Genomic DNA, 16,135 nt, shown 5'->3' with positions numbered 1-16,135 from the left:
GCAATAGTTTTTTGTTTTCCCGTTTAATTTGAATCTATTGTTCTCATACTGATAGAAACATGGATGAAAACGGGGTGGATTTTTTGAAGCGCTCGCAATATAAAAAGAAGGCAACTCGAAGTAAAAGAGTAAAAAGAGTATTTTTGTTAGGAATTGCCGCAAGCTGTGCAGTTTTAAGTGCCCTGGTCACTCTTCGCATTTACGCTCAAATTGTTGGTGCCCCTATAATACAAGTTCCTATTTCCTCTGTTTTTTTAGACAGTCAGGATAATGTTATTGGAGACCGCTTTGAGGATCAACGTAGATACTGGGTATCTCTTGATGAAATGTCGCCTTTCATACCGCAGGCTACTATTTCTGTTGAGGACCAGGAATTTTATGAGCATAATGGATTTGATTATTCTCGGATTGCCTCGGCTCTTCTAAAAGACGTAAAGGCTGGCAAAAAAGTAGAGGGAGCCAGCACAATTACTCAGCAATATGCTCGTAATGTATTTTTAACCCACGAAAAATCATGGACTCGTAAATTGAATGAAGCATTATATGCCTATCGGTTAGAAATTTTCTACGAGAAGGATGAACTTCTAGAGGGCTATTTGAACACTGTTTACTTTGGACATGGGATGTACGGAGTAGAGGCTGCAAGCAGGTTTTATTTTGGGAAGAGCGCTAAGTCTTTAACTCTAGCAGAGTCTGCTCTTCTTATGGGAATTCCAAAAGGTCCTACCCATTACTCCCCTTTAGTTAATGAGGAAAAAGCAGTCAATCGTCAAAAGCTAATTTTACAACTTATGAATAATCAGCAGTTTATCACTGCTGAGCAAAAAGAACATGCAAATCAAGAGCATTTTGTATTAAAAACCGAGGAATCAGTAGTTACTAAAAAGACAGCACCATATTTTTTAGAAGAGGTATGGAAGGAAGCAACAAATATTGTAGAGAACAAGGGGCGCCGTATTGAAGAGGGCGGTTGGACGATTACGACCACATTAAATCAAAAGCATCAACAGGCAGCTGAAGAAACTATAAAAAAATGGATGCCTGAGGGCGAGCTACAAGTTGGATTCGTCAGCATGGAACCAAAAACAGGTTACATTACTGCTATGGTTGGGGGACGAAGCTTTACAGAAAGTCCCTTTAACCGGGTTACACAGGCAAAAAGGCAGCCTGGTTCAACGATTAAACCTTTATTATTTGCTGCTGCTCTAGAAAATGGATTTTCTCCATTGACCTATTTAAAAAGTGAACGAACAATATTTACCTATGATAACGGACGTAGAGAATACGAGCCCAAAAATGTAAATGGAGAGTTTGCTAATCATCCTATTTCCATGGCTCAGGCTATTGCCATCTCTGATAATATCTATGCGGTTAAAACATTGGAACAAATAGGCTATAAGCCTTTAGAACAGTTGGTCGAGCGCTTTAATATCAATATGGAAATTGACCATACTCCTGCCGTTGCCTTAGGAACACCAGAAGTATCCTTACTAGACATGACAAAGGTTTATAACACAATATCGGATAAAGGGGTTCAGATGCAACCAACCTATATTACTAAGATTACTGACAATGATGGAAAAGTATTGTACAACGTCACAGAGGAAAAACGTAAGGGTAAGAAGGTGCTATTAGAAGAGGATGCATTTGTTTTGTCTCACTTAATGACAGGAACCTTTGATCCTACCTTTAATGATTACTCCCCGGCAACTGGTATTAGCATTCGTGCAAAACAAACTCGTCCTTACGCGGCTAAATCAGGAACAACCAATACTGACCAATATTTAATCGGCTTCTCCCCTCAGCTTACTACTGGGGTTTGGAACGGCTACGATCAAGGAAAAGCAGTAAGCGATGCCGAAGCAAAGCAGGTGACCAAGCAGGTTTGGATTGAGTTTATGGAGCTGGTTCATCGCGGATTGCCAGAAGAACCGTTTATTGCTCCAGCGGGAGTTCGAGGAGTCATAGTTGACATTGAAACTGGCGGAATTGCAACAGCTGATTGCGATAAGCAGAGACTTATTTACTTAAAGGAGAAGGATGTTCCGAAACAGCTTTGTACGGATCCACGTTTGAAACAGCATACCTTTGAAGATCTTACAGCGGATGAAAACGGAGACAATGATGAGCCATGGTCTATCTTCCCCTTCCCCTTCTTTGGAAATTAAAACGTATTAGAAAAAATGAGCTGCAAGCATTTTGCAGCTTTTCATTTTGGTTCTTATTACGCCATGGTTGGCGTTTCCATGTCAAACTGGCTAGTTTCTTAAGATTTAAGTCAGAAAAAGTCCCTGCATGGACAATTTTTTTAATTCCTTTAGGGTTGTCCATCGCATACCATGCTTTTCTTTACTCTTTCCATATACTTCTTTAATGATTGTGTCGCAAGTCCTCAGCTACATCCAGGTAGTCATGCCAGATGTGGCGTTGAATCATTTTTGGTGATTCTTACTATGCGTACACTGGCTAAATCACTGGACACGACTCTCAAAAAGAAGGAGCAATGCATACTGGCGGTATGCCACATTCGTTTCAATTTCCTTGTTTGTCTGGCGCATGGAACGGATACCAAAGCTGTATTGGATGAATGTCATCTGGATCAGTACTACAGGATCTATGCTGGGTCTCCCAATGGTTGAGTAAAGATCTTCAACTAATCGATAGATAAAAGAGAAATCAATTGCCGCATCCAGTTTGCGCCCAGATGGTCTTTAGGAACCAACTGCTCTATGGTCAGTATCTCCAACTGTTCGCGTTCATTGAGTTTGATTCTTGGCCATCCTATCCATCCCCTCATTCCTTTAATAGGAAGCACTGTTGATTGGAGCGGAGAGCGGCGACTCCAGCGGGAATAGCGCGAGCTGAAGACCCTGGACTGAGCGTAGCGAGGGAAGCGGCTGAAGCCGTGCCCGCGGAAAGCGTCCGCTCGCAGCGGAGATCAACATTTCTAGCTTTATCTCTTAAAAGAAAAAAGATTGTAGGCAAAACACCAAAATTCATGGTGTTTGTCTACAGTATGAGAGCTGCAAGCGTTTTGCAGCTCTTTTACATTTGTAAGATTACTCATAATCGAAAGTTCAGTTTTAATAAGTACAATAAATGAAATTGTAACTACTCCATAAAAGATTACTTAGTCCCTTCTTTAGATGAAGTGACTAACTTCTACTCATTGTAATAACATGCAGCAAGCACTCTCCCCCGCCGAACGGGTTCGCAAAGAGCGAAAATCAAACAAATGTATTCTTTATTTTTCAAGCAATCAGCATATACACTGAGGCTAGATAAGCACCTTTGAAGAAGCATATGCTAATTTAGCACAAAATAAAAAGCCTTCCACCCTCCTAAGAGAGTGAAAAGCTTTTTCTTAGTATAACTTTCTGCTTAAGGTAGGAATGTTTTGGATTGGGTTTCACAATGCTTCCCAGCCCGCTACTTACTCATATTACTAAGTGTCCTAGCATTACTGTGAAGTAAGCTTTAAGTAAATTGTACTTTCTTTTTTCGATTTATTCAACCACCTAAACGGACTAAATTATAATCGAATTGAACTATAAATTATTTTAATATCATATCTCAAGGTCTTGGTGAAGCTTGATATCGCTTCTTTCCCAGATTTCTAGGTTATGGGATTGTAGGAAACTCTTTAAGATTTCTTTTGAGCGATTGTCCATAAAATCGACTAAAATTTGTCGTTTCATCGATTTATCCATTCGATTTACATGGTCTGCTAAAATCTTATAGCCACGTCGCTTCTCCCGATTAACCACCATCTCACATGCTGCTACTCCCGCGTAATATGGTCCGTCCGCTTTATGGTCAATTGTTACCCAGACTAGCCAATAGGGCTTACCGCCTTCGGAATCCTCACGATTTGTAGTAAACTTGATGCCTCTTTCTGTATCGCTTCTAGCATGCATGGCACCTATTTCTACTTTTGCTGTGCCTTCTTCTATATCTATAATGACTGGAGATACGTTCTCTAGAGATAGAGAGCCAATTCCAAATCCCTTATGCCCGTCTGTTGGGTCATTTTTTATAATTGTAAATCCTACTTTTTGTTTTGGTTTTTCTTCATTAGTCATGCGTAAACTCCTTTCACTCTGTTATGATGTTAAGTATACTGATAATTTCTACAAAGGAGGTAACGAAATGCCATATGTAACTGTAAAAATGTTAGAAGGTCGTTCCGATGACCAAAAACGCGCATTAGTAGAAAAAGTGACTGAGGTAGTTGCAGAAACAACTAATGCACCCGTTGAGAATGTAGTTGTGTTCATCGAAGAGATGCCTAAAAACCATTACGCTGTAGCTGGTACTCTTTTAAGCGATAAATAATTACCTTAGAAAGCTATCCCTAGTGGATAGCTTTTTCATTCATCAAATTCATCACAAAAGAGAAAGCCTCTTCAATTTCTTCCTCTGTGTAATTCAATTTCCCTTTTACAACGTGAACTTTTTCTATTTGTTCTTCCTTTGGAAAGTTCTCAAAGTATAATAGCGTAGAAACTAGCTCTAGAAAACGGGAGCTTTTTTCTTTCATTTGCTCAATGCACATCTTCAATGCTGGACTTGCCTCTGGTACCTGAGCCATTTCCATAAAATGTTCCCCTGCATCCGTCATTTGATATTTGTATTGGACATACGAGCCTTTGTCTTGTCGTTCCTCCTGCAAGAAGCCCATATTACAAAGCTCCTCTACACGTAATGTTAACTCTTCTGAGTATGGCCCATAAATATGAAAATCATATTTCTCTTTATATGGAAACTGCAACTTCTTAGCAATATAGACCATTTTCTGTAGTTTCTTTCTTCCCGTGATCCCGTCTGCTGCTCCGATAAATTGTACAATTTTTGCATGTTCCTCTAACAATACAAACCCACCTCTATTTTAGTAAATCGAGTATCTGTTTCTTTAATGCCTTCTTCTTGCCATCTGCTGTTAAGAAGTCCTCGGGAAAATATAATTTATGGTCTGTGCGTCTTTTCCCTGAAATAGCCTCTACTACCTCTGACTGGCGAGAGAGCTCTCTAATTTCTCCATTTGGCATTTGAAGGTGAATAGGAATACGTTCTCCCTCTTCCCCTGGACGATAAAAATCGTAAGGTAAATCGGAGGACGAATCAAATACTAAGTAATACTCTGGATCGATTCCAGCCCGTTTAAATAGCTGCTCTAACTCCTTCATTTTTACGTAATCCTTAGCCAAATCAAACTCTATATATTGGAACAGCTTACGATTCACAAAGCGATTACACAAATCAGATAGGATAGAATCCTTCTCGTTCATCCATAGTTGGAAATAAGTCAATAAAACTCCCTCATCTAGCGCAAGGTAATCCTGTAGGGTAAAGCTATTATCAAAAAAACGCAAAAAGTGAGTAGGCTGCTGTTCAAAGGCATAACCAGTTTCACTTAACGCTTTCGCACGATGTAAAATTTTCGTTAAAATAACTTCTGCACTTCTGGAAACTGGATGAAAATATACTTGCCAATACATTTGATAACGACTCATAATATAATCTTCCACTGCGTGCATCCCAGTAGATTTGATAACCACTTGATCATCTAACGGACGCATAACTCGTAAAATCCGCTCCATATCGAAATGCCCATAGCTTACCCCGGTAAAATAAGCATCTCTTTGCAAGTAATCCATACGATCTGCATCTATTTGACTGGAGATTAAGCTTACAACTTGTTTATTCGGATACGTTTTACCAATGACATCCGCCACTTTTTGTGGAAAGTCATCGCTCACCCTTGAAAGAATTTCATTTACCTCTGTATCTCCAAGTAAGATTTGTTTCGTAAATTCCTCATGGTCCAAGCCAAAAACATTTTCAAATGCATGAGAAAATGGTCCATGACCTAAATCATGTAGAAGTGCTGCACACAAAACTACCAGTCTTTCAGAGGGGTCCCACGCAGGTCTTCCTTCAAAACTATCGTCCACGATTCGTCGTACAATTTCATATACACCTAGTGAATGATTAAATCTGCTATGCTCTGCACCATGGAATACTAGATAGGTAGTGCCCAGCTGTTTAATACGTCGAAGCCTTTGGAACTCCTTAGCGCCGATTACATCCCAAATCACTTGGTCGCGTACATGAATATAACGATGGACTGGATCTTTAAATACTTTTTCTTCTGCTAGCTTTTGTGTAGCATAGCTCATTTGTCACCCTCCAGTCTCTATATAAAAAAAGCTAATTACTATTAACTATTAAGTATAAAGAAAAAAGCCGCTTATGAAAAGGCGGCAATAGTTCAATACATATAGGATAACCTTCTTGCAAAGAATGTCTATTATTATGACTCCAGCTTGGCGCGTACTTTCTCCATTAATTCGTCTTCGGTTAAAGCTGCTACTGGACGATTATTAATAAAAGCAAATGTCTTCTTGCGGCCAGGGCCACAGTATGACTGACATTCTTTTATTTCAACCTCTGCCTCTGGATCGATTGCTTTTAGTTTTGGAATTAATGTTTTTAGGTTAACGGCCTGACACTCATCGCAAACTCGAAAATGGTTTGCCATAGTACACAACCCTTTCTATAAATAGATATTGTCTACACGTCATTGTATCTTAAAGTTTATATTGCTATCAAGTGTAAATTACGTGAATAAAAGAGCGATATGTTGTCCATGATGTTAATAGAACAACGAAACTATGAACATGGTAGGAGGACAAACATGGTAAAGATAAGACAAGACGCATGGATGAGAGAAAACGATGAATTGTTAGCAGAATTAGTGTTAAGACACGTTCGAGAAGGTAGTACTCAGCTAAACGCATTTGAAGAAGCAGGTGACGAGTTAAATCGTACTGCCGCAGCCTGTGGGTTTAGATGGAATGCAGTAGTTCGCCATCAATATGAAACAGAGCTAAAGGATGCAAAGAAAGAACGTAAAGAAAAGCTACGTATTTTAGGTAAGGATTATCGTCGTAGAGGAAATGGAATATACTTAGCTAAGCCTCAGGAAGAAGGAGAACGCACTCAATCTATTCCTGTTTCAGCATTATCCATAGATATAATTATTGCTTATCTAGTACGTTTACAGCACAGTGATTCAGATATTTCTAGATACCGCCATATGGCAACTATTTCGAACGAAAAGATTCGTAAGTTAGAAAGCGAGCTTGCAAAACTTGAAAAAGAAAACGCAGCGATTAAACAAGATTACGAGCAATTTGTTCAGATTATGAACCGCGCTCGACGTCTAGTAACTTTAAATGATGATGAGATGCCAGCTGTTCCAGTATTTCAAATGGAGAAAAACGGCAATCTAGTAACAAAAGAACCACCAACCGTTTAATCGATTGGTGGTTTTTTCTATGTCTATCTAAAATCTTTTATTGGTCTATACAAGTATAACAAGCAAGTAGCCGATCATAGAAACTAATACTTTGTGAACGCTAGCCAAAGACTAAGAAACTATGCCGTTCTTCATCCTTCTAGCATTTTTTGGTTTCGCTTTAGCACTCTTTCTAAATAGAAGTGATATAATTCCGCTTCCTCTTGGGTAAGTGATTGCGAGATTACTTGTTTGGACAGATGCTGTAGTAACCTCTGTATGCGTATTACGATATCTTGCACGCTAAAGTTTGTTTCCAATAACTCATTGAGAGAGGCCATTACATCTGGTTTAATCTGTGGGTAAGTAAACTTAGTTTCCTCTCCCTGGATGCCAATACTGTAAAACTCTTGGATTAGGCGGGCTCGTTCGCTTCCGCTTCCTTCCACACAAAGATATACTTGAACGGCAATTCCCTGTCTTAGCCTTCGTTGTGAAATTCCAGCAAATTTCTTGCCCTCGATACTTAAATCATAGGAACCTGGACAATAGGATCCTACAATTTCATAAGCTTCTATTTTACCTTCTGCCTCTGGAAAAAGTAGCTGGACAAACGCCAACATAACTTCGTATCCGGTCGATATATCTATGGATTGATTTTTTTCGGATAGCACGATTGATATATTTAAAACACCTTCATCCAACACAACCGCCAGTCCTCCTGAATTTCGAACAATCGGATTGTAGCCACGTGTACGCAAGAAATCTTGGGCGTCTTCAACAAACGGTAGCCGATGATCCTGGATTCCCATCACAACTGTTTGATCATGTATCCATGTGCGAACAGTTGCCGGTGATTGTCCTTGTCCCACCACATGACAAAGTAAATCGTCCGCTGCAAAGGATTCTAACGCTGAACGGCTTTTCCCACTCAGTGATTGGTCCCAAAAGCGCCATGCATTTTGCTCCAATAAAACATTTATTTCTGACATTCCTATTCTCCTTAATCTAGTGCTTGAGCTGCCGTAATATAAGCAAGCTTGTATACATCTTCTGCATTACAGCCTCGTGATAAATCATTCACAGGGGCATTTAATCCTTGTAGAATCGGCCCTATTGCTTCAAATTCTCCAAGACGTTCTGCAATTTTATAACCTATATTTCCTGCTTCAAGAGATGGGAAAACAAAGACACTCGCATCTCCTCTAACCTCAGCACCTGGTGCCTTCTTATCTGCAATAGAAGGAACAACGCTTGCATCGAATTGCAGCTCTCCTTCTATCGACAAATGAGGAGCTCTTTCTTTGGCCAGAATAGTCGCTTGAACGACCTTTTCCGTTTCCTCTGATTTCGCAGACCCTTTTGTTGAAAAGGATAGCATTGCTACTTTCGGCTTTATACCAAAGGCCTCAGCTGTTTTAGCTCCCTCTATCGCTATTTCTGCTAAATCCTCACTTGTAGGAGCAATAGTGATTGCGCAGTCTGCAAAAATATAACGAGTGTCATTCTTTACCATTAAAAATGCTCCACTTGTCTTGGATACACCAGGCTTTGTCTTGATAATTTGCAATGCAGGCCGAACAGTTTCAGCTGTTGTGTGGGCAGCTCCACTAACTAAGCCATGAGCTTTTTTTGTGTACACAAGCATCGTACCGAAATAATTGACATCCATTAATATCTCTTGTGCTTGCTCAGGTGTCGCTTTACCTTTTCTTCTTTCGACAAATGCATTCACGAGCTCGTCCATATATTCATAAGTTTTAGGATTTAATACTTCTATTTCAGGTGTAATTTCTGCATCACTGCCTATTACGATTGGGTGAATTACTCCCTCTTTCTGTAACTTTAACGCTGCCTCAATGATTCTCTCATCATTTCCCTCAGGTAAAATTATAGATATGTTTTTGCCTCTTAGCCTATCTTTTATTTCTTCAAATAAATCTGCCACAACTACGCCTCCTTTAAGGATTATTTATAGAATAAGCATACACGAGTTTGTCACATTATGTCATTCTAAAATGGGGCAAATAAGGGAATTCTAAATTCGGGTGTGGTAAACTAAATATGCGAAATATTTATTAAAGGGAGTGTCATAATAATGAATGAAGCAGCTATTACATTAGATGGTTGGTACGTTTTACATGATTTCCGACAAATGGATTGGGCATCATGGAAACAAGTAGATCCTGAACTTCGTAAACAAGCAACAGATGAATTTGTTGCATTTTTAGATGAATTACAACAAGCAGATGATGCAAAAACCGGAGCGCATGCTTTCTATACTATTGTTGGCCAAAAAGCAGACTTTATGTTAATGACGTTACGTCCAACTATGGATGAATTACAAGAGCTAGAGGCACGATTCAACAAACTTACAATCGCGGACTTTACGCTTCCTGCATATTCTTACGTATCAGTAGTAGAATTATCTAATTACCTGTCTGGTGAATCAAATGAAGATCCTTATCAAAATCCACATGTGCGATCACGACTATATCCACAACTTCAGCGTTCTCAATACGTTTGCTTCTACCCAATGGACAAACGCCGTGAAGGTAATGATAACTGGTATATGCTTCCAATGGAACAACGCAAAGAATTAATGCGCAGCCACGGAATGATCGGTCGAAGCTATGCTGGAAAAGTAAAACAAATTATCTCTGGTTCTGTTGGCTTTGACGATTTCGAATGGGGAGTAACATTATTCTCAGATGATGTACTTCAATTTAAGAAATTAGTTTATGAAATGCGCTTTGATGAAGTAAGTGCCCGATATGGAGAATTCGGTTCATTCTTCGTTGGTACTATTTTAGAAGGGGAAAAACGTTCTACTTTCTTCAATCTATAATTGGAATATATGGAAAAGGCCGCCGTTTGGTGGTCTTTTTTTATCTGCAAAATTTGTCATGTTAGGTCATGCATTTACATAGTTTAATGTAGGAGGTGATGCATTGGCAGTAGTTAAGGCTACATCCAAACAAATCGACCTACTAGCAAGGCTAATGCGGGCAGAAGCGGAGGGGGAAGGCGAGCTAGGAATGTTGATGGTCGGTAATGTTGGCGTTAATCGAGTTCGTACTGCTTGTTTAGATTTTGAGAATATACGAAACCTCGAAGAAATGGTTTTTCAACGCCCGGGTGGTTTTGAAGCTACTACTAAGCCATATTTTTACCAGCGCGCAAGAGATGCCGACATAAGATTAGCACAGCGAGTGGTCAACGGTGAGCGTTTTCATCCGGCTACTAGATCACTCTGGTTTTTTGATCCAGGTGAGAATACGCCATGTCCTGCTCAATGGTATGGTCAATGGAATACTGGGCGTTTCAAAGCACATTGCTTCTTTTCACCTACTGCAGAGGAATGTCCAGAGATTTAAAAACAGAGAGGATGTATAAATGGTTCAGTATTATTGGTACCCTGGTAGCTATCCAAATCAGCAATATCAACAAGGACAACAAGCACAGCAAATTCCTGGTCAACAACAGCAGTATACTCCAGGTGTGCAAATACCCGCTGGCGGACGCCAAGAAGAATCCTATGTTGAAAACATCTTAAGAGCAAACAGAGGAAAATTAGGCACGTTCTATTTTACTTTTGAAAACAATGCAACAAGAAACAATGTAATAGTGACTGGGTATGTAGAGGCTGCTGGACGCGACCACGTTATTCTCAGCGATCAAAATGGCAAACGTTACTTAATGTTAATGATTTACTTTGATTATGCGACATTTGATGAAGAAATAAATTACTACTAAAAATGTATGGCTTATTCTTTCTTAGAGTAAGCCTTTTCTCATGAGCAAAATATATATCTAATGCAAGCATCCCCCACGGTAACATTTGCTTTTACACTGTCTGTTCACCTATTCCCCTTCTTAAGCACGTGCATATAAAAAAGGCAGACTCTTCTTTCTCCAGAGCCTGCCTTAATTTATTTATTAATTTGCGTATTTTGCCGCTGCAACTATTAGCATTATCCAACCTGCTAGGAATGCTACGCCACCAATTGGTGTGATTGCGCCTAGGACACTAATGCCCGTTAAGCTAAGGATATAAAGACTTCCCGAGAAAATAATAATTCCTGCAAGTATAAGATAACCCGCCGTGTTTAGCTGCGACACAGACCCCCATACTTTACTGCTCATCAAGATACCAATGGCTACTAGCGCTAGAGCATGAAACATTTGATATTGAACGGCAGTTTCCCATGTTGCTAAATACTTGTCTGCGACTCTACCTTCTAATAAATGGGCGCCAAAGGCACCTAGGGCTACCGATAGGAATCCATTGATAGCACCTGCGATGATGAAAAATTTCAAGGTCTTTCCCTACTTTCTATTGTTAAAAGTCAAATAGTGATTCTCCGTTTGCATCCTCTTCCTTTAGAGTGGTGGAAGGTGCAGTTAACACATTGCTTTTGGTAACCATCATAGTAGAAGGCACATGCACATTTGGGCTCTCTGAGAGTGGCACAGTAAGTGCTACGTCACATAAAGCTTTGATAGCAGCAAGACTTTCTCGGATTGATTGGTCTCCTGAGACTGCCTTTGCCTCCTGAAGCTGTTTTTCTATTTGCAGCAAAATCTGTCTATTGGAAATCATTATTTACGCCCCTCCACTTGCTTTAGTTCAAATTTTAAGCATTCCACACCTGAAGATTTTTTTACTAATGCAGATGGGAGCTCCTTTGTTTTAAACTGGTACGCCTTACAGCCACGTGGATGGTTTGCATCCCAGGTTGTAAAAAAATGACGACATCTAAAGCAATTTACAGCCAATTTACTCCCTACTTTCTTAAGTTATATTAGCATAGTCAGAGGCAAAAATCGATTGGCTTGTCATTCCACTCTTGTAGCTTCGCATTAATTTGTGAGTAGGGTCTGCTCCCTAAAAAGCCTCTGTGAGCACTCAAAGGACTAGGGTGAGTCGATTGAATGATATGGTGCCTCGGTGTGTCTATCATTTTCATCTTAGCTTGAGCAGGCTTTCCCCATAGTACAAAAATGATAGGCTTTTCACGATCGGAAAGTTTCTGAATGACTGTATCTGTGAAACGTTCCCAGCCCATTCCTTTGTGAGAATTTGCAACTCCCGCTCTTACTGTCAAAACTGTGTTTAATAATAAAACACCTTGCTTTGCCCATTTTTCCAGATGTCCATTCGATGGAATAGGACAACCTAAATCCTCTTCTAGCTCCTTTAACATATTTCGCAAGCTTGGTGGAACTTTAACTCCCGGCTTCACAGAAAAGCTTAAACCGTGAGCCTGTCCAGGACCGTGGTATGGGTCTTGCCCTAAAATGACCACCTTTACTTCTTCATATGGAGTTAAAAGGAAAGCGCTCCCTATTTCTTCTCTGGGAGGAAAAATCGTATGTTCGGCATATTCCTTATCCAGAAAGGATTGTAGCTCTTGGAAGTAAGACTTTTCCCATTCTTCTCCTAAAACCTCTTTCCAGCTAGTCATAGCATCACTCCTCAAATTGTACTTGTACATCATATTCGATGAGCTGGAACATTTCCTGTACAGCTTTTATAGCATTTTCTTCTGCTAGCTCGAGAATTCCTTGTCCAGTAGATTCTTCAATCATCATTTCCTTGGCAGTCGAAGCTAGTTCATACGCCTCTTCAATATCGGCCTTTTCTCGAAATAATCCCTCGTAGGAAAACACCTCTACTTGATCGAAGAGTATTTCTGGACCTCCTAAAAATTCCGGCTTAGGCAATGTTAAAACAGCAGTCTTGTTTTCTTCATCTACCTTAATATCTGATTCGGTCACCTCCGAAAAATCAACACCAGCTTTAACTGACCCTGGAACTACAACTAAAAGCTGTCTCTTTGTCCCTGGTAAATCTAGTCCAATTTCTTTTCCAAAAACCGCATTATCTTGTCGTTCAATTATTACCTTTGTATATGCCTGTGCAGTGGATAATTCATTTAGCCCCTGCACCCTTTCTACAAATGACCCCTTTGTTTCTGTAAAGGTGCTCCCTTGAATTGCCCAAAATGCTGCGAATGGTAAAGCAGCAATTAGTAAGAAAGCAATAACAGAGAGGAATAGAACAGTTTTAAATTTAAATCTAGAGAAAAATAGAGGAATACTCCAAAGCTTAAAACTTCTTTTCGGTCTCTCTTCTACAATTGTAGCTGCACTTTCCTCATTTTGGGCCTTCAATTCCTTAAGAAGCTTTTCCATTTCTCGAATCTTATCATCTTTGTGCAAGTCCATCCCTCTCTTCCTATTAATCTAATACGTTTACAGTAAAGAAAAGTTTCTCTATTAACAACTAATCCGCCCAATGATACGATGGTAAAAAGGGGAAATGCATATGGCAGATTTTCAAAATCGAGAAAAATTGAAAAAACTTGAAGAAGCTGCAGTAAACAATAACGTTCCTGCCAAGGCAAATAATATTGGGATAGGTTGTTTTTTACTGGGTACAATAATTTTTATATGTTTCTTATTATTTTTGTCTATCTCTCTATATTATAACGAAATTTTCATAGGTTCGATTATCACTTTTATGGTCGCTCTGGTATTTGCTTTCATATTGTTTAAACTATGGACAGCCCCAAAGCTACCTTAATTGAATTTTCATACCTATCTGATACAATGAAGAAAAGCGCAAGCGCCTATTTCTGCCCCGACAAGCAAATGGGGAAAAGTGAGGAGGCAGTTCCTCTTTCCACTAGGGACTAAGCGCTCAGAGCTAGATCAACTTTGATTTTCTTATCTAAAAAACAATCAACTTTTAAGTAAAAAGGAGAACTTCACATGACAATAAAAAAAACATTAACAATTGCAGGTTCTGATACTTCAGGTGGTGCTGGGATACAAGCTGACTTAAAAACATTCCAGGAACACGGAACCTACGGGATAAATGTTCTTACAGTGATAGCGACAATGGATCCAGATAATAATTGGAGTCATGGAGTATTTTCCCTTCCAGTAGATGAGATTAAACGTCAAGCTAAAACAGCGTTATCTACAAACGTCGATGCCATTAAAACTGGGATGCTAAGTACGGAAGAAATTATTGAAGAAACCGGCAATATTATCGAGAAATCTGGAGTTACTAGTATCGTTATAGATCCTGTTATGGTTTGTAAGGGAGAAGACGAGGTTTTGAATCCTGGGACAGTAGACGCAATGATTACTCATTTATTACCTCGTGCACTTGTAGTAACCCCTAATTTATTTGAAGCTGGTCAGCTGTCAGGATTAGGAACACTTAAATCTATTGAAGATATGAAGGCAGCCGCTGAGAAAATTCATTCACTTGGGGCTAAAAATGTAGTCATCAAGGGTGGAAAACAACTGGCTCACGATAAAGCGGTTGATCTTTTCTATGACGGACAAACTCACACACTGTTAGAAACAGAGAAAACAGAAACTACTTATAATCATGGTGCTGGTTGTACATTTGCAGCTGCTATTACAGCAAACTTAGCAAATGGCCTTTCTGTAGCAGATGCGGTGTTGAAAGCTAAAGAATTTGTGGCTGCCGCAATTGCACATGGATGGAAGCTGAACCAATACGTGGGACCAGTTCTTCATGGTGCCAAAGGAAAATTCGGTGCCCCAGAAGTAACAACTACTACAGTTTGATACTCCTCCACTCGCAAAGTCTAACGAGGCTTTGCGAGTTTTTACATCATATAAGATTACGTAATATAAACAACGGTTCAATCATTCGCTTGATGAACTGTTTTTCATTATACTATTAAAAGACAGTATGCTAGGAGGCAATGAAAGTATGGAACTAGTGAATATGGAACGACTACAAGAATTATTAAATAGCTTTGCAAATGAGGATGTGTATATACATTTGGAAACGACAAATGGTGCATATGCTACTCATTTCAACGAAAATGTGTTTAATGCAGGTGCATTTATTCGGAATGTAATGATTCGCTATGAGCTTGGAAAAGTAGCTGGAGAAGCTCCTCATCGTGTTGGACTAAAGCTTCCTCACGGATGGGTCTATGCACAAGGGATCACTCATTATGAATTAGATGAGCACGGTAGACTGCTAATGGCTGGACACGACCAAAGTGGAAAGCTTGCTGTAGCTCTTGAAATAAGCAAAACACCATTTACATATTAAGGAGGAATAAAAATGAATTTACCAATGGAACGATCTGTCTTGGTCGTATTCCCTCACCCAGATGACGAGGCTTTCGGAGTTTCTGGAACAATAGCTACTTATGTGAAACAAGGAGTCCCTGTGACTTACGCTTGCCTAACTTTAGGGGAAATGGGTCGAAACCTTGGGAACCCTCCTTTTGCAACTCGCGAGACATTGCCACAAATTCGTAAGCAGGAGTTGCTTGCCTCAGCAAAGTCTATGGGAGTTACAGACCTACGAATGATGGGTCTTCGAGACAAGACAGTAGAATTCGAAGATGATGAAAAGATGGTCAAAATGATGGAGGATTTAATCGCTGATACGAATCCTTCTTTGGTCATTACATTCTATCCTAACTATGCCGTGCATCCAGATCACGATGCAACCGGAAGAGCAATGATTCGCGCAGTTCGTAGAATGCCAGAAGAACAACGTCCAAAGGTATACGCACTAGCATTTTCAAACGATTCAAAAGAAGTGTTAGGCGAGCCAGATATAATCCATGATATTTCTGGATCAAGTGAGGAAAAAATGGGCTCTATGCGAGCACACATTTCCCAAACAGCTTGGATGCTAGAGGAAATGGAAAAACGTTTAGCTGATGGAGAGCCAGAAGCTGAAAATTGGCTACACTTTGAGCGGTTCTACACATACGATTTCAATAAAGATTTCGAATAATGGAACATTTTTACCAGCTATAGACT

21 protein-coding genes and 1 pseudogene are annotated in these 16,135 nt (G+C 39.7%); 10 read left to right on the top strand and 12 right to left on the bottom strand.

The annotated features are described in order from the left end of the window. Nucleotides 1-83: 83 nt before the first annotated feature. Entirely contained in the window at nt 84-2,168 is a 2,085-nt protein-coding gene (locus ACQKNZ_RS02955) for a transglycosylase domain-containing protein (RefSeq protein WP_427658052.1), read from the top strand. A gap of 339 nt (nt 2,169-2,507) precedes the next feature. Here ACQKNZ_RS02955 and ACQKNZ_RS02950 read toward each other — a convergent pair. Together ACQKNZ_RS02950 and ACQKNZ_RS02945 are read right to left on the bottom strand one after the other, a co-directional pair. Next, nucleotides 2,508-2,780: pseudogene (locus ACQKNZ_RS02950) on the bottom strand (transposase); the annotation flags it as partial. 786 nt (nt 2,781-3,566) lie between these two features. Continuing rightward, complete coding sequence (locus ACQKNZ_RS02945) at nt 3,567-4,082, bottom strand: YwhD family protein (protein WP_144539781.1); 516 nt, start codon at nt 4,080-4,082, stop codon at nt 3,567-3,569. A gap of 67 nt (nt 4,083-4,149) precedes the next feature. On the opposite strand from ACQKNZ_RS02945, the gene ACQKNZ_RS02940 reads away from it, so the two are divergent. Then, the gene (locus ACQKNZ_RS02940; RefSeq protein WP_144539783.1) at nt 4,150-4,335 is read left to right on the top strand and encodes a 2-hydroxymuconate tautomerase; all 186 of its coding nucleotides are present in this window, start codon (nt 4,150-4,152) and stop codon (nt 4,333-4,335) included. Between the two features lie 19 nt (nt 4,336-4,354). Here the strand turns inward: ACQKNZ_RS02940 and ACQKNZ_RS02935 are convergent, their stop codons facing one another. The 3 genes from ACQKNZ_RS02935 to ACQKNZ_RS02925 form a co-directional block, all read right to left on the bottom strand. Beyond that, nucleotides 4,355-4,870 (bottom strand): YwgA family protein, encoded by a 516-nt coding sequence (locus tag ACQKNZ_RS02935; RefSeq protein ID WP_340862597.1) that lies wholly within the window; start codon nt 4,868-4,870, stop codon nt 4,355-4,357. Nucleotides 4,871-4,883: 13 nt separating this feature from the next. Further along, complete coding sequence (locus ACQKNZ_RS02930) at nt 4,884-6,179, bottom strand: HD domain-containing protein (RefSeq protein WP_144539787.1); 1,296 nt, start codon at nt 6,177-6,179, stop codon at nt 4,884-4,886. A gap of 134 nt (nt 6,180-6,313) precedes the next feature. Next, nucleotides 6,314-6,541, bottom strand: coding sequence for a DUF1450 domain-containing protein (locus ACQKNZ_RS02925; RefSeq protein WP_144539789.1), 228 nt, complete (start codon nt 6,539-6,541; stop codon nt 6,314-6,316). 156 nt (nt 6,542-6,697) lie between these two features. Between ACQKNZ_RS02925 and ACQKNZ_RS02920 the strand changes: the two genes are divergently transcribed. Continuing rightward, a complete protein-coding gene (locus tag ACQKNZ_RS02920) occupies nt 6,698-7,321 on the top strand; it encodes an RsfA family transcriptional regulator (protein WP_427658049.1) in 624 nt (207 codons plus the stop codon). Nucleotides 7,322-7,452: 131 nt separating this feature from the next. Here the strand turns inward: ACQKNZ_RS02920 and ACQKNZ_RS02915 are convergent, their stop codons facing one another. Continuing rightward, on the bottom strand, nt 7,453-8,283 hold the full coding sequence (locus ACQKNZ_RS02915; protein WP_427658901.1) for a lipoate--protein ligase family protein: 831 nt from the start codon (nt 8,281-8,283) through the stop codon (nt 7,453-7,455). Between the two features lie 20 nt (nt 8,284-8,303). Next, entirely contained in the window at nt 8,304-9,248 is a 945-nt protein-coding gene (pta, locus tag ACQKNZ_RS02910) for a phosphate acetyltransferase (protein ID WP_427658047.1), read from the bottom strand. A gap of 150 nt (nt 9,249-9,398) precedes the next feature. On the opposite strand from pta, the gene hemQ reads away from it, so the two are divergent. The 3 genes from hemQ (at nt 9,399) to gerQ (ending at nt 11,056) form a co-directional block, all read left to right on the top strand. Continuing rightward, nucleotides 9,399-10,148, top strand: coding sequence for a hydrogen peroxide-dependent heme synthase (gene hemQ / locus ACQKNZ_RS02905; protein ID WP_144539795.1), 750 nt, complete (start codon nt 9,399-9,401; stop codon nt 10,146-10,148). Between the two features lie 103 nt (nt 10,149-10,251). Beyond that, a complete protein-coding gene (locus ACQKNZ_RS02900; protein WP_222123076.1) occupies nt 10,252-10,677 on the top strand; it encodes a cell wall hydrolase in 426 nt (141 codons plus the stop codon). Between the two features lie 19 nt (nt 10,678-10,696). Next, nucleotides 10,697-11,056 (top strand): spore coat protein GerQ, encoded by a 360-nt coding sequence (gene gerQ, locus ACQKNZ_RS02895; protein WP_144539797.1) that lies wholly within the window; start codon nt 10,697-10,699, stop codon nt 11,054-11,056. 183 nt (nt 11,057-11,239) lie between these two features. Here the strand turns inward: gerQ and ACQKNZ_RS02890 are convergent, their stop codons facing one another. Genes ACQKNZ_RS02890 through ACQKNZ_RS02870 form a run of 5 tightly spaced genes read right to left on the bottom strand, consistent with a single transcriptional unit; the run spans nt 11,240 to nt 13,531 of the window. Then, a complete protein-coding gene (locus ACQKNZ_RS02890; RefSeq protein WP_144539799.1) occupies nt 11,240-11,620 on the bottom strand; it encodes a DUF423 domain-containing protein in 381 nt (126 codons plus the stop codon). A 22-nt stretch (nt 11,621-11,642) separates the two neighbouring features. After that, nucleotides 11,643-11,903 (bottom strand): YwdI family protein, encoded by a 261-nt coding sequence (locus ACQKNZ_RS02885; protein ID WP_144539801.1) that lies wholly within the window; start codon nt 11,901-11,903, stop codon nt 11,643-11,645. Next, nucleotides 11,903-12,079, bottom strand: a complete 177-nt coding sequence (locus ACQKNZ_RS02880; RefSeq protein WP_154311535.1) for a uracil-DNA glycosylase — start codon at nt 12,077-12,079, stop codon at nt 11,903-11,905. The genes ACQKNZ_RS02885 and ACQKNZ_RS02880 overlap by 1 nt, the downstream gene beginning before the upstream one ends. A gap of 35 nt (nt 12,080-12,114) precedes the next feature. Then, on the bottom strand, nt 12,115-12,768 hold the full coding sequence (locus ACQKNZ_RS02875; RefSeq protein WP_144539804.1) for a uracil-DNA glycosylase: 654 nt from the start codon (nt 12,766-12,768) through the stop codon (nt 12,115-12,117). A 4-nt stretch (nt 12,769-12,772) separates the two neighbouring features. Beyond that, nucleotides 12,773-13,531, bottom strand: a complete 759-nt coding sequence (locus tag ACQKNZ_RS02870) for a DUF4230 domain-containing protein (RefSeq protein ID WP_313955906.1) — start codon at nt 13,529-13,531, stop codon at nt 12,773-12,775. Nucleotides 13,532-13,631: 100 nt separating this feature from the next. Here ACQKNZ_RS02870 and ACQKNZ_RS02865 point away from each other — a divergent pair, with 100 nt between their 5' ends. From ACQKNZ_RS02865 to bshB2, 4 genes are all read left to right on the top strand, one after another. Continuing rightward, nucleotides 13,632-13,889 (top strand): hypothetical protein, encoded by a 258-nt coding sequence (locus tag ACQKNZ_RS02865; RefSeq protein ID WP_154311537.1) that lies wholly within the window; start codon nt 13,632-13,634, stop codon nt 13,887-13,889. 188 nt (nt 13,890-14,077) lie between these two features. After that, a complete protein-coding gene (gene thiD / locus ACQKNZ_RS02860) occupies nt 14,078-14,911 on the top strand; it encodes a bifunctional hydroxymethylpyrimidine kinase/phosphomethylpyrimidine kinase (protein WP_144539809.1) in 834 nt (277 codons plus the stop codon). 148 nt (nt 14,912-15,059) lie between these two features. Further along, entirely contained in the window at nt 15,060-15,410 is a 351-nt protein-coding gene (locus ACQKNZ_RS02855) for a YojF family protein (protein ID WP_144539811.1), read from the top strand. 12 nt (nt 15,411-15,422) lie between these two features. Continuing rightward, nucleotides 15,423-16,109, top strand: a complete 687-nt coding sequence (gene bshB2, locus ACQKNZ_RS02850; protein ID WP_340862592.1) for a bacillithiol biosynthesis deacetylase BshB2 — start codon at nt 15,423-15,425, stop codon at nt 16,107-16,109. Nucleotides 16,110-16,135 lie beyond the last annotated feature (26 nt).

Origin of the sequence: Psychrobacillus sp. NPDC093200, assembly GCF_050280345.1 — a bacterium.
Taxonomy (GTDB): Bacteria; Bacillota; Bacilli; order Bacillales_A; family Planococcaceae; genus Psychrobacillus; species Psychrobacillus faecigallinarum.
The sequence above is the reverse complement of the archived record's forward strand: the minus strand, read 5'-3'. Positions and strand labels throughout refer to the sequence as shown.

Excerpts from the sequence above, each read along its gene's own strand:
- ACQKNZ_RS02945 (WP_144539781.1), bottom strand. The coding sequence starts at position 4,082 with ATGACTAATGAAGAAAAACCAAAACAAAAAGTAGGATTTACAATTATA.
- ACQKNZ_RS02940 (WP_144539783.1), top strand. The coding sequence starts at position 4,150 with ATGCCATATGTAACTGTAAAAATGTTAGAAGGTCGTTCCGATGACCAA.
- ACQKNZ_RS02930 (WP_144539787.1), bottom strand. The coding sequence starts at position 6,179 with ATGAGCTATGCTACACAAAAGCTAGCAGAAGAAAAAGTATTTAAAGAT.
- ACQKNZ_RS02925 (WP_144539789.1), bottom strand. The coding sequence starts at position 6,541 with ATGGCAAACCATTTTCGAGTTTGCGATGAGTGTCAGGCCGTTAACCTA.
- ACQKNZ_RS02920 (WP_427658049.1), top strand. The coding sequence starts at position 6,698 with ATGGTAAAGATAAGACAAGACGCATGGATGAGAGAAAACGATGAATTG.
- hemQ (WP_144539795.1), top strand. The coding sequence starts at position 9,399 with ATGAATGAAGCAGCTATTACATTAGATGGTTGGTACGTTTTACATGAT.
- gerQ (WP_144539797.1), top strand. The coding sequence starts at position 10,697 with ATGGTTCAGTATTATTGGTACCCTGGTAGCTATCCAAATCAGCAATAT.
- ACQKNZ_RS02885 (WP_144539801.1), bottom strand. The coding sequence starts at position 11,903 with ATGATTTCCAATAGACAGATTTTGCTGCAAATAGAAAAACAGCTTCAG.
- ACQKNZ_RS02875 (WP_144539804.1), bottom strand. The coding sequence starts at position 12,768 with ATGACTAGCTGGAAAGAGGTTTTAGGAGAAGAATGGGAAAAGTCTTAC.
- ACQKNZ_RS02870 (WP_313955906.1), bottom strand. The coding sequence starts at position 13,531 with ATGGACTTGCACAAAGATGATAAGATTCGAGAAATGGAAAAGCTTCTT.
- ACQKNZ_RS02865 (WP_154311537.1), top strand. The coding sequence starts at position 13,632 with ATGGCAGATTTTCAAAATCGAGAAAAATTGAAAAAACTTGAAGAAGCT.
- thiD (WP_144539809.1), top strand. The coding sequence starts at position 14,078 with ATGACAATAAAAAAAACATTAACAATTGCAGGTTCTGATACTTCAGGT.
- ACQKNZ_RS02855 (WP_144539811.1), top strand. The coding sequence starts at position 15,060 with ATGGAACTAGTGAATATGGAACGACTACAAGAATTATTAAATAGCTTT.
- bshB2 (WP_340862592.1), top strand. The coding sequence starts at position 15,423 with ATGAATTTACCAATGGAACGATCTGTCTTGGTCGTATTCCCTCACCCA.